Source organism: Pseudochelatococcus sp. G4_1912, from assembly GCF_047501465.1.
Classification (GTDB): domain Bacteria; phylum Pseudomonadota; class Alphaproteobacteria; order Rhizobiales; family Beijerinckiaceae; genus Pseudochelatococcus.
In genome coordinates, this window is sequence record NZ_JAZDRL010000001.1 from 1,006,218 (window position 1) to 1,019,414 (window position 13,197).

A 13,197-nucleotide genomic window follows, 5' to 3' on the forward strand; every position below is an offset into this window, starting at 1 on the left:
AGAATATTTATATCACACCAAGTGTTACTGGAGAGAATTATTTCCTTCAAACAGAAAACACGCAATATTTATCTTCAATATTATAATTTCTTTTAAACAAGTGAATATAAAACTCAGAAAATCTCAATATGTAACTCGTATAATAATACGTCAAAATTGCACAAATAAATATTATTCTATTTGTCAGCGAATAAAAAATACGCGCAAGCAACGCTTCTCTGCGTGGCCTACGCGTATTAAGTTTTAAGTGCAACTATGTCTAGCTATTGTTGGAAAGGAAAAGAATCTCCCAACCGCTTACTTATTATTCAGTTTCAACTAGCTGAGCCTTTACAGGTGTAGGGCCTTCAGTTGGCTGAGCTACTTTAGTTGGCTGCTCTACTGCAGTTTCCTCATCTTCCTTTGCGGTTTCGCTAAATGAGAAAGCGTTACGAAGCGCAGAGAACATTCCGGTCAGGCTACCGAAAAAGGCCGAGAACTTGGAAGAAATGCTTGCAGCAACACTAGAAAGCATCTCGCGAACTGCTGTGCCAGCATCCTTAAACCACGACACAACACAGTTACCAAAACCATTACCTTCAAGGCCAGCTGGACCATTCTCACCATCAAGCTTAGGCGCGCTTTCTGGAAGAGTAGTTAAGGAGCCCGGAGCCTCATAGTGCCCGACGTTCATACCACCGACATTGGACGTAGAAATAACTGGGCTGGTATCAGTATTATTATTTTCAATGGGAGGAAAAAATGGTAAGCTGTCTGCTTCTTTTTTCACCGGTTTGTTAGTATCAGACATAAATGCACCTTGATAATTTAAAAAACCTAAGACATCTTAGGTTTGGGTTGGGTTTTCCTGAGTGCGTACAAATAGAATTGAACTTTAGCGACTTAATTTATACTTGAAATTCAAAACGCTTTTTCTTGATGTAAATACAATTACAAAGAGCGTTTATACTCCAAATAAATGCCACGTATAAATGATCAACTCTGACAGCTTCGCAGCCCTTATCAGGACGTACAAAGCGTGACGTATGTAACGCTTTCAGAAGGTTTTTTCACTTGCGTAGAATTGTGACTACCAAAGTACTTTTTGCGTGTCAACTCAAGGCAAGGAAAATGGATGCTTTCTATAGGCCACAGCCCTTAATTTACTGTGAAGACACTCCCTACTCACTGTAGTTATCAACAAGCATGTAATGCCCCTTATATGCTCAAAAATTATCCCAAAATGGTTATGCACCAGATGCAAGGCACCAATGGTGCAACGCACAAATTTCATAAGAAATAGAAGAAACAGCTATATTCCAAGAAATTATTTCACAAAACACTCATGAGGATAAAACAATGAACATATATATTTTGTTCTTTAGTGCAATTGTATTCACAGGTTAACCTGACTGCGGAATCGATATAATCACAACCATAATAATTGCAACAATTCTGTAGATAAAAAAAGGCCGAATTCCATTAAGGAATCCGGCCTGAAAGTAGCCCCAGCATAGCTGGAACTTCCAGAGGGGAACGGTTGAAACAAGCTCTACGCCGGGAGGAGGTGCGGAACTCATTTGCCTCAACCATGATCAGAATGCCTATTCGCGTGCCTTTTTGCAATGCAACAGGCTACATAACAGGCATGCACATGCCGCATAGTCTATATGAAAGGTCAATTATTAGCCAATTCAACCTGCCAAATGCAGCCAAAGCATAAATATCAAGCATGAAATATAGATAGCCAAACAACCATCTACGCTCCATATAATATAAAATTATGTATTTAAGATTCACACGCATTGATTATTAAACCAAGTGCATGTGTTTTCGTTATTATACATGCACTACTAGTAGGTCCAGCGTTGAGCTTTACTAATTAAGAAATCACGAAACACTTGCACGCGTGCAACATTTTTCATTTCTTCCGGAAAAACCAGATAGCTATCCAGCGATGGCATTTCAACGTCTGATAGCAGCTGCACAAGGCCCTGTCCTGGCTCCACAATAAAATCGGGTAGCACTGCCAGCCCGGCACCCTTCTCAACTGCCTTTTTAAGGGAAGTCACATTATTGACCAGCAGGTGATAACTACGCGGATCCTTGGTGTCGCGACCAGCTGATGCCAGCCAATGCACGGCCAATAGATAATGCGGAACTGCCCCACCAAAGCTCAGGATGCGGTGGTTATCGAGGTCAGCCAAGCGCTCTGGCTGCCCAAACCGCTTGAGATATTCCGTCGATGCATAGGCATGGAAGTGCACTGTAAACAAACGGCGCTGTATCAAATCCCCCTGCACCGGCTGGCGTAGTCGAATGGCGACATCCGCCTCACGCATTGACAGGTCCAGCTCATCGTCAGTCAAGATCAGCTCAACCCGGATATCGGGATAAAGATCCATAAACTCGCCCAGCCGCGGCGTCAGCCAATGCGTACCAAGACCCGGCGTTGTGGTAACGCGCAGCGTGCCAGAGGGGCGTTCACGTGATTCGGATAAGCGGGCACGCGTGGATTCAAGGCGCATGGTCATGTCGCGAGCGGCGCGAAACAGCAGTTCGCCCTGCTCGGTTAGAATCAGTCCACGCGCATGCCGATGAAACAACGGCGCTTTGAGATCGCGCTCCAGAGCGCTGACCTGCCGACTTACAGCCGACTGGCTGAGGCCCAGATCATCGCCCGCCCGCGTGAAGCTCCCTGCTTCTGCCACGGTATAGAAAATTCGCACCTTGTCCCAATCCACGGCCCGCTCCCTACCCTGGCAAATCTTGCTTTCTAGTGCCTCCCGCGCTTGCGCGAGCGGTTATCTATTGCCGCACTTATTCTGCAGCTTGTCGTGTCGCTTCCTGCACCGCAAGCCAACGTTCAGCATCAAGCGCTGCCATGCAGCCGAGACCTGCTGCTGTAACAGCTTGCCGATATACTTCATCCGCCACGTCGCCTGCCGCGAACACACCCGGCACGCTCGTTTCCGTGCTACCAGGCGTTGTCTGAATATAACCTGAGGGCGTCAATTTTAGTTGCTGTGCGAATAGACTGCTTTCGGGCTTATGACCTATGGCAATAAATACGCCCTCAACCGCCCGCTCACTGATTTCGCCAGTGATAACGTTGCGCAACCGCACACCCGTAACAGAACGAGGCAATTCCTGGCCAACGATCTCATCCAGCGCATGATCCCATACCACCTCGATCTTGGGGTTGGCGAACAGCCGATCCTGCAAGATACGCTCTGCCTTCAACGAATCGCGACGATGGACCAGTGTGACCTTGGATGCGATGTGGGAAAGATAAAGCGCTTCTTCCACCGCCGTGTTGCCACCGCCAACGACGACAACTTCACGGTTGCGGAAGAAGAAACCATCACATGTTGCGCATGCCGAAACGCCAAACCCCTGGAATGTCTGCTCTGATTCGAGCCCCAGCCATTTCGCCTGCGCACCGGTTGCAATCACCAGCGTGTCGCAAGTGTAAACATGACCGCTGTCACCAACCACTTTAAAGGGGCGCACCGATAGATCCGCAGACACAATGTAATCTGATACCAGCCGCGCACCGACATGTTCAGCCTGCAAACGCATCTGCTCGACAAGCCACGGGCCTTGAATCGTATCTGCAAAGCCCGGATAATTTTCGACATCGGTTGTAATTGTCAGCTGTCCGCCCTGCTGCAGGCCTGAAACCAGCACTGGTTCAAGCATTGCGCGCGCCGCATAGATTGCCGCCGTATAGCCTGCAGGTCCTGAACCGATGATCAGCAGCTTGGTATGCGTCAAACCACCCTTGACCGGGGTGATGGGGGTGGGCGCAGCAGCGTTATGGGCAAAAGGCAAGCTCATGATATGTCCATTCCGGGCAACTCGCCCGTTATTGTAGCAAGACGCGACCTATGCGCCATGAACGATTGGGCAATCGTACATGCAATAGCCGCAGTTGTATCTAACGGGAGGTATGCGTCTCCTTCAAGTCGTCCGCGAAGCTCGCGTGCGATTCCGCACGTTTTGAGCCCCTGCAAAAGCGTCTTAAACTTCGCATGCCCGCCCGAAGGCTCAAAAATCAGTAAGGGCGCGCCCGTAGCAGCGGCCTCGCCCAGCATATTGGATGAGTCGGCCGTCACCACAACCCAGTCAGCCAGCGCTAACAGGGCTATATAGGGATTATCCGCAGGATTGCCTGTCACGCCATCCCACAAATAGCCGCCGGTGCGCTCAACAAGCGCACGCAAGCCCTCCACCAGGGCGGACGGCGTGCGCCGGGATGCAGTCACCATCAGCGTTGCACCTTCAGCTGTCAGCGCCTCAAGCTGCTGAAGCAGGCGCGCGACATCACTATCGAGAAAGCGATGATGCCGGCTGTTGCCGCCTGCCAGCACCGCCACACGGGGGGATTTAAGCAAGGCTAATGCTGCAGGAGGCGCTGCACGTGCGGCAGCCAGCCGTTCCTGCGAAACGCGGTGCGGTGCGGTGAGTGTCACGAGCACGTTGTCGCCACGTAATTTGTCGTGTTCCGCTACCCAGATGAGGTCAGCTGTGCGAGGGCCAGTGCGTGGATCTTTCAGAAAAACCGTAAATGTGCGCCCGCTCGAAGCGCGCTTCACTGCACGAACATAGGGCACGGCCCGCCTGCCGGAGGCAATCAGTATATCAGGAAATGGCGGCGCGAGCGGAGAGCCCGAACGATGCGGCGCTTCACGCGGGTCTATACCGCTCCATGGCATGGTCCACACAAAAGGCGCACGGGGATGCACATGCCGGATACTCACGATGATATTGGGATTTTCTGCTTGAAGAGCCTGTGCCACCCCCAAACATTGCACCTCATCCCCCGCTTTGCCATCAGTCAACACCCAGCACGAAAGGGGCTCGACCGTCATACACTTGGAAAGCGCATCCGTCGGTTTCAGACACTGTTTTTCTGAAGCGCTGTTAAACATTGCTGGCATGACAATCCGGAAAACAGGTGACAACACTGGTAAAATACAAGAAGCGCAAGCCACACGTACAAGCTTGGCAACTTAAGTTCAAACAAACACAAGCTGCTATAGCGCACTGAAAACCATAAACGATCAGCACTCAATATACGCAATTTTGGTCAGTATAAAAGGTTCGAGCGGGTAATTTGACGCCCCGCCCCAGTTTCCGTTATCCAAAAAGAGCGAAAATAATGCAAGATGCGCAAAAAATGACATTTATAATGTGCTTCTGCGCAAAAAAGCCAAAATAGGGTTGTTTGTGCGCAAACTACACCAATGCTTAATCGCTACGTATTATACGGCGTGATCACTCACTTAAGGGATTGCTCGCTTGACCATCGAACTTGATGCAACCGATTGGAAAATTCTTAAGGAATTGCAGGCTGATGGTCGGCTTACCAACGTCGAGCTGGCACGCCGGGCTGGATTATCCGCCCCTCCCTGCCTGCGCCGTGTGCGTGCACTGGAAGATGCGGGAATCATTCGCGGCTATCGTGCCATGCTTGATGGCAAACTACTCGGCTTTGAAATTACCTGCTTTGCCATGGTGCAGCTCTCAAGCCAGGCAGGACAAGATCTCGCACAGTTCGAGAGCTACATCCGCAGCTGGTCGATTGTTCGTGAATGCTGGTCGTTATCCGGCGATATCGACTTCCTGCTGAAATGCGTCGCGCGTGATCTGCATTCCTTCCAGAAGCTGGTTCTCGATCTCACAGCACTGCCGAACGTACGCAATGTACGCACAGCCCTGACAGTAGCGCACGTGAAAGATTCACCGCTCATTCCCCTGGAAACCATGCGCTAAAGCACCAGACTTTCTGATTGCATCAGAAGTGCGCTCTAATTTTTATATTTTACCGCAACTTGCGTTCAATTTGGTAAACCAACTTGAACGCAAACTGCTCTAAACCCAAGCTTCATAAAGAACGCCACCTCAAGCCCGAAAAAACCGCGCAAAAAGACGACCGCAGGATGTGTTGAGCTTCGCGTCAGGGTGAGTCGAAAATGGTGACTATCGAGAACCGGAGCGCAGTGGACTAATGTCCATGAGCACCGGAAGCGCAGAGAGTTGCCATTTGCAGGCCACCATGTCGCGAAGATCAGTGCATCCTAACGACCGATCACCATGTCGCGTACCCATCGTGCGAAAACGCGTGACAGGCCCATCACCCTGCGATTATCGATGTCTGGCAAATACCATGCGCCGGCAGAACTCGCCGGTAACGCCAACAGAATGTGGTAGCGCGCACGTTCCGCACCGTCCGGGCTGATAACGAGCGCATAACCTTCCATATAATCAGAATCAGAACCGGTACTGCCAAACCAGGAGTCATCACCACCGCCACCAGCCCAGGAGGTGAGGAAAACACTATCGACTCGCGCAACCACCCGGTCGGCTCTTTTGTCGCCTGGCGTTAAACGTGGGGCGAAAAGACGGTTCAGCTCAGGCTTCATGGTGCTACGCACCAATGTCGCCCATGGGGTCAGGCCGCGCGCCACTAGCGGCTCTACATCAACATCAACAGAGCGCAACCGCAGCGCCGCTGCATCAGTTGCTGACAGCGGGATATCCCCCGACGACATACAGCCACCAAGCAGGGCAGTAGTACCAAGCGCGGCTGCACCACCAACCACGAAAAAAGCCCGACGCGTCACTTCGGTCATGACATTCTCCCGCTGTTCAGAAGCATCAAGCAATCAAACCGGTATATCGGTTAGAGAATGAGATGCTCACCCAAGAGGTCCGCTATTTGCATTTGACCGAATATTCAGTGAACGCAAATCGCGAAAAAATTAGAACAGGGTGCATCACGGCATAAAATTCAGGAAAAATGCAAACTGCTCTAAAAGCAAACACATTATATCTGAAATTCTATTTTGCTCTATCTCTTTATGTATGCGCCAAATTTGTCCAAGAGAGAGGAGAGAAAAACGCGCAATATTTCAGGTCGCATTTTTCTCACACAACACTTGCCAGCATCATTTACTTGAAAATGACGTCAACGATCTCGTAAGATTTGCCGCCGCCTGGTGCAACCACCTCAACGCTATCGCCAATGGCCTTGCCAATAAGCGCGCGCGCAATCGGAGAGGCGATGGAGACCTTGCCAAGGCTTGCGTCTGCTTCCGGCTCACCAACAATCTGATAAACCTTTTCCTGCTCGGTATCTTCATCAACCAGTTTGACGGTTGCGCCGAACTTCACAGTGTCGCCATTGAGCCTCGCCACATCGATAATGTCTGCGCGCGAAATATAGCCTTCAAGCTCAAGAATGCGGCCCTCATTAAGGCTTTGCTGTTCCTTGGCCGCATGATACTCGGCGTTTTCCGACAGATCGCCATGGGCGCGCGCTTCGGAAATCGCCTCGATGATCCGCTGGCGTTCCTCCTGCTGACGGCGCTTCAGTTCTACCTCCAAAGCCGCATAGCCAGCGGCGGTCATGGGGATTTTTTCCATTGTTCTGTTTCCGTCATAACAAGTAAACACGGGGCGCCCAATCGACGCCCCGCATCATAAAAACTCTCGAAAAGCCAATTCCAGCCTGATTCAAGCTGGCGCTGGCCAGTATTCCTGCAGTGAGCGCACTTCCAATGTGCCGCTCTTCCAAGCGCGAATGCCCTCAGCTGCAGCAATCGCTCCAGCTAGAGTGGTGTAGTACGGCACCTTATGCAAGAGGGCAGCGCGCCGTAGTGAACGAGAATCCCCCAGCGCTTGCGCACCTTCGGTGGTGTTGAACACCAATTGCACCCCACCATTTTTGATCAAATCAACGATATGCGGGCGCCCTTCCAAAACCTTGTTGATACGTGAAACTGCAACGCCTTTCTCACGCAGATAACGCGCTGTACCCTCTGTAGCGATGATCGAAAAGCCAATATCAGCCAGCTGTTCGATCGTCGGCAGTATGCGTTCCTTATCGCCGTCGCGAACCGAGACAAACACCACGCCCTCCGTCGGCACCTTGGTGCCACCGCCGAGCTGGCTCTTGGCAAATGCCGCGCCAAAGCTTGTATCAAGGCCAATAACCTCGCCAGTAGAGCGCATTTCTGGCCCCAACAGGATGTCCACGCCTGGGAAGCGCGCAAACGGGAACACAGCCTCCTTCACACCAATGTGGTTGAGCACCTTGGGTTTGAGGTTAAAGCTTTCCAGCGATTCTCCAGCCATAATGCGTGACGCAATTCGTGCAAATGGCTCGCCCACCACCTTGGCCACGAAAGGCACCGTGCGCGAGGCGCGCGGGTTCACCTCCAGCACATAAATATCATCACCCTTGATCGCATATTGCACGTTCATCAAACCAACGACCTGCAACGCCAGCGCCATTTCGCGCGTTTGACGTTCAATTTCGGCAAGCGTCTCTGCGGTCAGCGACCGGGGCGGCAGGGAGCAAGCGGAATCACCCGAATGGATGCCTGCTTCCTCAATGTGCTCCATGATCCCGGCTATGAATACGTCCTTGCCATCGGCGAGCGCATCGACGTCAACCTCGATGGCATCCGAAATGTAGCTATCAAACAGCAACGGGTTTTTGCCGAGCAGCGTGTTGATCTGCCCTGTCTTATCGTTTGGATAGCGCGCCTTGATATCATGCGGCACCAGAGCTGGCAGCGTGCCGAGCAGATAATCGTTCAGCATATCCTCGTCACGGATGATGGCCATCGCCCGCCCGCCAAGCACATAAGATGGGCGAACCACGAGGGGCAGGCCAACCTCAGCTGCAATCAAACGGCTCTGCTCCACCGAGAATGCAATGCCGTTCGTGGGCTGGCGCAAGCCAAGCTTATCAAGCAGACGTTTAAAGCGGTCGCGATCTTCTGCAAGATCAATGGCATCAGGAGATGTGCCAAGGATCGGCACCTTGTTTTCTTCAAGCGCCCTGGCAAGCTTCAGCGGTGTCTGGCCACCAAACTGCACAATCACGCCATGCAATTCACCTTTTGAGCGCTCAGTATCGATGATTTCAAGCACATCTTCAGCTGTCAGTGGCTCGAAATACAACCGGTCGGACGTGTCATAATCGGTCGAGACGGTTTCGGGGTTACAATTGACCATGATGGTCTCATAACCCGCCTCACGCAGCGCAAAGGAAGCATGGCAGCAGCAATAATCAAACTCGATACCCTGGCCGATACGATTCGGCCCGCCGCCCAGAATAACAACCTTGCGGCGATCAGAAGGGAACGCCTCATTGGCAGCCGCACCACCGAAGGGGGCAGCGTAGGTGGAATACATATAAGCGGTAGGCGCGGCAAACTCTGCAGCGCACGTATCAATGCGCTTGTATACGGGCCGCACATCAAGCCCACAGCGAAGCGCGCGCACCTGCGATTCCGTCTTGCCTGCCAGCACGGCGAGGCGCGCATCAGAAAAGCCTGCGCTCTTCAACTGGCGGAAAGCCCCAGCCGTCTGCGGCAGGCCATGCGCCTTTACACGTGCTTCAAGATCAATAATGTCCTGCAGTTGCTCCAGGAACCACGGATCGATTTTGCAAGAAGCATGAATTTCTTCATGGCTCAGGCCAAACCGCATTGCCTGCGCCACGATCAGCAAACGATCAGGCGTCGGTGTGCCAAGCGCTGCTTTAATGGCATTACGGTCATCGCCAAGACCAAGCCCCGGAATCTCGATCTCATCAAGACCAGTGAGGCCCGTTTCAAGTGAGCGCAGTGCCTTTTGCAACGATTCCTGGAAAGTACGACCAATCGACATCGCCTCACCCACAGACTTCATCGCCGTGGTCAGCGTCGGCTCGGCGCCAGGAAACTTCTCAAATGCGAAGCGCGGAATTTTAGTAACGACGTAATCGATAGTCGGCTCGAACGAAGCAGGCGTGGCACCGCCCGTAATATCATTGGCGATCTCATCAAGCGTATAGCCAACGGCAAGTTTCGCCGCGACCTTGGCAATCGGAAAGCCGGTCGCCTTCGATGCAAGCGCGGACGAGCGCGAAACACGCGGGTTCATCTCAATGACGATCATCTGGCCATCCGCGGGATTAACCGCAAACTGCACGTTTGATCCACCAGTCTCAACGCCGATCTCACGCAGCACCGCCAATGAGGCGTCGCGCATGATCTGGTATTCCTTATCCGTCAACGTCAGTGCAGGTGCGACCGTAATCGAATCGCCCGTATGCACGCCCATCGGATCAATGTTTTCAATTGAGCAAACAATGATGCAGTTGTCGTTCTTATCCCGAACGACCTCCATCTCGTATTCTTTCCAACCGAGAACGCTCTGCTCGATCAGCACTTCACTGGTAGGCGATGCATCGATGCCGCGATCAACGATATCAATGAACTCTTCCTTGTTATAGGCAATACCACCGCCCGTGCCACCCATTGTAAAGGAGGGACGAATAATGGCAGGCAAGCCGATTTCATCAAGGACATTCAGCGCATCGCCCAATGTACGCACCTGGTGAGACAGCGGTGTCGCGAGGCCAATCTTGGTCATTGCTTCGCGGAACATCTCGCGATCTTCCGCCTTGTCGATGGCTTCGGCAGTCGCGCCAATCATCTCGACGTCGAATTTCTCCAGCACCCCCATCTTGCGCAATGAAAGCGCACAGTTAAGCGCCGTCTGACCGCCCATTGTGGGCAGCAAGGCAAAGCCGCCCGGCACCTTATAGCGTTCACGCTCAATGATTTTGGCCACAACCTCTGCCGTGATTGGCTCGACATAAGTGGCGTCGGCCAACTCGGGATCGGTCATAATGGTGGCCGGGTTGGAATTAACCAGAACGACCCGGTATCCCTCCTCTCGCAGTGCCTTGCAGGCCTGCGTGCCGGAGTAATCGAACTCGCACGCTTGACCGATAACGATCGGTCCTGCGCCAATGATGAGTATCGTGGACAGATCGGTGCGTTTGGGCATTGGGAACCTTAGGTCTTGAATTTGCACGTAAACTCGCGCGCGCAGAACAACCTGCCACCCGACCAGTTTGACCGTGAGGCAGGCGACAGCCCGGTGCCGCGAGACATCAATGTAACTTAAAGGCGTCGTTTACACCCAGCTGCGCCTAAAGGGAACCCCCTTAATCCGCATATGAACCATGACGAAGCAGGGGCAAAACTTAGGAGTGCGCAGCCTTTTGCGCGTCCATCATATCGACGAACCGATCAAAAAGGTAATGGCTGTCCTGTGGGCCGGGCGAGGCTTCCGGATGGTGCTGCACCGAAAATGCCGGACGATCGGTTAGTGCAATACCGCAGTTCGAACCATCAAACAGCGAGACATGCGTTTCTCGCACATGTTCAGGCAACGACCCGGTGTCCACTGCAAAGCCATGGTTCATCGAGACAATCTCGACCTTGCCAGTCGTTATATCCTTAACCGGATGATTCGCACCGTGATGCCCTTGTGTCATCTTGATCGTGCGCGCACCTGTCGCCAGGCCGAGCAGCTGATGCCCGAAGCATATGCCGAACAATGGCACACGGCTATCCAGCAGATCCTTGATCACCGGCACGGCATATGGCGCCGTCGCAGCCGGATCGCCAGGGCCGTTGGAAAGGAAGATACCATCTGGCTTCAGAGCCAGCACTTCATCCGCTGTTACGGTTGCAGGCAACACGATCACTTCACATTCCCGATCTGCAAGCAGACGCAGAATGTTGCGCTTCACACCATAATCAATGGCAACCACGCGTCGCTTGGCCTCTTCACGACGGCCATAGCCTTCGCCAAGCACCCACGAGGTTTCATCCCAATCAAGACGCTGTGCGGTAGTAACAACTGGCACGAGATCCTGTCCGTCCATGCTTGGCAGCGCAGCCGCCTTGGCGCGTAATGCCTCTACATCAAAGCGTCCATCCGGATCGTGCGCAATAACGGCATTAACCATGCCCTTCTCACGCACCCGGATCGCCAGTGCACGCGTATCAATCCCTGAGAGACCGATGATGCCACGTGCCTTCAACCACTGGTCGAGGCTACGCGTAGCGCGCCAGTTAGAAGGATCAGTCACTTTCGCATGCACAATCACGGCATTTGCACCGGATTTTGCGGCAAGTGAAAGCGATTCGATATCCTCATCATTCACGCCGATGTTGCCAATGTGCGGGAACGTGAATGTCACAATCTGCCCGAGATAGGACGGATCGGTCAAAATTTCCTGATAACCGGTGATGGCAGTGTTGAAGCACACCTCGCCAGCAGCCTCTCCCAGCGCGCCGAAGCCGATGCCTTCAAGCACCGTACCATCGGCCAGAACCAGCAAGGCGGTTGGCGTCTCATCCTGCCAGGCAGCAAGCAACTGCCTTACACCGCCGGTGCTGCCAGCGTTGGTCAATTTATCGTCTGAAATGCCGTGTCTTACAGTGTCGTCTTGCAGCGTCGCCATGATCGGTTTAAAGCCTCTGGTTCAAAGCCTCTTTGTGTGGCCGCACATCGGTCACCCGCAATCGGACAGGCGGCAGGTGGGCTAATCGACATAGATTCAAGGCGCTTTCATGTCCTGAAACACTGTCGATGGCAGATAATTTTGCCCATCTGGGCATCTATCCGCATTCCCGGCGCGTTAAACCGGTGGTGCAGCTTGCCCGTCTGTCATTTCAGGCCTGATCTTTAGTGAAAGATCAGGTCATTCGTCAATTGATATCATCTGCCACTGAGCACATTAAGGATCTACCATGCGTGAACGTCTGACCACATCCCTCAAGGAAGCCATGCGCGCAGGCGATAAGCCACGCCTGTCCACCATCCGGCTTATTCAGGCGGCCCTGAAGGATAAGGACATTGAAGCGCGCGGCGCGGGTAAGGAGCAGACCAGTGAAGATGAAATCCTCTCCCTGCTGCAAAAGCTGATCAAGCAGCGCCAGGAATCAGCCAAGATCTACGCTGAAAACGGCCGCACTGAACTTGCTGAGCAGGAAAATGCAGAGGCTGCCATCATCGCCTCTTTCCTGCCTGCACAGCTGGACGAAGCAGAAGTCGCCGCCGCCATTGAAGCTGCAATCGCAGAAACCGGCGCTGAAGGCATCAAGGACATGGGCCGCGTCATCGCGCTGCTGAAGGAACGTTTCGCCGGACGTCTTGATTTCGCCAAGGCCAGCGGCTTGGTAAAGACTCGACTGTCACAAGGCTAAACACAATATACGCGGCATTTCCCGACTGACCGGGAAATGCCGTCAGAGACAGGATGCAGGACAATGAGCCTGTTATCATCACCCAATTATCCCTGCTGCCCAATGAAGGCTTTACAAGAAACGCAATACTAGGGATACATTCCTTACAAAG

10 protein-coding genes are annotated in these 13,197 nt (G+C 52.7%); 2 read left to right on the top strand and 8 right to left on the bottom strand.

All coding sequences use genetic code 11. The annotated features are described in order from the left end of the window. Window positions 1–304: 304 nt before the first annotated feature. The 4 genes from VRZ32_RS04610 to VRZ32_RS04625 all read right to left on the bottom strand — a co-directional run bounded on the left by VRZ32_RS04610 (window position 305) and on the right by VRZ32_RS04625 (window position 4,853). Window positions 305–790 carry a hypothetical protein gene (locus tag VRZ32_RS04610; protein ID WP_414524523.1) on the bottom strand — a complete coding sequence of 162 codons (486 nt, stop codon included), beginning with the start codon at window positions 788–790 and terminating at the stop codon, window positions 305–307. A 1,042-nt stretch (window positions 791–1,832) separates the two neighbouring features. Further along, window positions 1,833–2,723 (bottom strand): LysR family transcriptional regulator, encoded by an 891-nt coding sequence (locus VRZ32_RS04615; protein ID WP_414524524.1) that lies wholly within the window; start codon window positions 2,721–2,723, stop codon window positions 1,833–1,835. Between the two features lie 76 nt (window positions 2,724–2,799). Then, on the bottom strand, window positions 2,800–3,819 hold the full coding sequence (gene trxB / locus VRZ32_RS04620) for a thioredoxin-disulfide reductase (RefSeq protein WP_414524525.1): 1,020 nt from the start codon (window positions 3,817–3,819) through the stop codon (window positions 2,800–2,802). Next, window positions 3,816–4,853: a mitochondrial fission ELM1 family protein gene (locus tag VRZ32_RS04625; RefSeq protein WP_414524526.1), complete on the bottom strand. Its 1,038-nt coding sequence runs from the start codon at window positions 4,851–4,853 to the stop codon at window positions 3,816–3,818. The genes trxB and VRZ32_RS04625 overlap by 4 nt, the downstream gene beginning before the upstream one ends. A 430-nt stretch (window positions 4,854–5,283) precedes the next feature. Between VRZ32_RS04625 and VRZ32_RS04630 the strand changes: the two genes are divergently transcribed. After that, a complete protein-coding gene (locus tag VRZ32_RS04630; RefSeq protein WP_414524527.1) occupies window positions 5,284–5,757 on the top strand; it encodes an Lrp/AsnC family transcriptional regulator in 474 nt (157 codons plus the stop codon). A gap of 305 nt (window positions 5,758–6,062) precedes the next feature. Here VRZ32_RS04630 and VRZ32_RS04635 read toward each other — a convergent pair whose 3' ends face one another. The 4 genes from VRZ32_RS04635 to carA form a co-directional block, all read right to left on the bottom strand. Continuing rightward, a complete protein-coding gene (locus tag VRZ32_RS04635; protein WP_414524528.1) occupies window positions 6,063–6,617 on the bottom strand; it encodes a hypothetical protein in 555 nt (184 codons plus the stop codon). 319 nt (window positions 6,618–6,936) lie between these two features. Next, window positions 6,937–7,410 carry a transcription elongation factor GreA gene (greA, locus tag VRZ32_RS04640; RefSeq protein ID WP_414524529.1) on the bottom strand — a complete coding sequence of 158 codons (474 nt, stop codon included), beginning with the start codon at window positions 7,408–7,410 and terminating at the stop codon, window positions 6,937–6,939. Between the two features lie 90 nt (window positions 7,411–7,500). Continuing rightward, on the bottom strand, window positions 7,501–10,833 hold the full coding sequence (gene carB, locus VRZ32_RS04645) for a carbamoyl-phosphate synthase large subunit (RefSeq protein WP_414524530.1): 3,333 nt from the start codon (window positions 10,831–10,833) through the stop codon (window positions 7,501–7,503). A gap of 199 nt (window positions 10,834–11,032) precedes the next feature. Further along, window positions 11,033–12,301: a glutamine-hydrolyzing carbamoyl-phosphate synthase small subunit gene (carA, locus tag VRZ32_RS04650; RefSeq protein ID WP_414524531.1), complete on the bottom strand. Its 1,269-nt coding sequence runs from the start codon at window positions 12,299–12,301 to the stop codon at window positions 11,033–11,035. 289 nt (window positions 12,302–12,590) lie between these two features. Between carA and VRZ32_RS04655 the strand changes: the two genes are divergently transcribed. After that, complete coding sequence (locus VRZ32_RS04655; protein ID WP_414524532.1) at window positions 12,591–13,046, top strand: GatB/YqeY domain-containing protein; 456 nt, start codon at window positions 12,591–12,593, stop codon at window positions 13,044–13,046. The last annotated feature ends 151 nt before the right edge of the window (window positions 13,047–13,197 follow it).

What these genes read in the sequence shown, in the direction of transcription:
- VRZ32_RS04655 (WP_414524532.1), top strand. Translation starts at nt 12,591, where the DNA reads ATGCGTGAACGTCTGACCACATCCCTCAAGGAAGCCATGCGCGCAGGC.
- greA (WP_414524529.1), bottom strand. Translation starts at nt 7,410, where the DNA reads ATGGAAAAAATCCCCATGACCGCCGCTGGCTATGCGGCTTTGGAGGTA.
- VRZ32_RS04635 (WP_414524528.1), bottom strand. Translation starts at nt 6,617, where the DNA reads ATGACCGAAGTGACGCGTCGGGCTTTTTTCGTGGTTGGTGGTGCAGCC.
- VRZ32_RS04610 (WP_414524523.1), bottom strand. Translation starts at nt 790, where the DNA reads ATGTCTGATACTAACAAACCGGTGAAAAAAGAAGCAGACAGCTTACCA.
- VRZ32_RS04625 (WP_414524526.1), bottom strand. Translation starts at nt 4,853, where the DNA reads ATGACGGTCGAGCCCCTTTCGTGCTGGGTGTTGACTGATGGCAAAGCG.
- trxB (WP_414524525.1), bottom strand. Translation starts at nt 3,819, where the DNA reads ATGAGCTTGCCTTTTGCCCATAACGCTGCTGCGCCCACCCCCATCACC.
- carA (WP_414524531.1), bottom strand. Translation starts at nt 12,301, where the DNA reads ATGGCGACGCTGCAAGACGACACTGTAAGACACGGCATTTCAGACGAT.
- carB (WP_414524530.1), bottom strand. Translation starts at nt 10,833, where the DNA reads ATGCCCAAACGCACCGATCTGTCCACGATACTCATCATTGGCGCAGGA.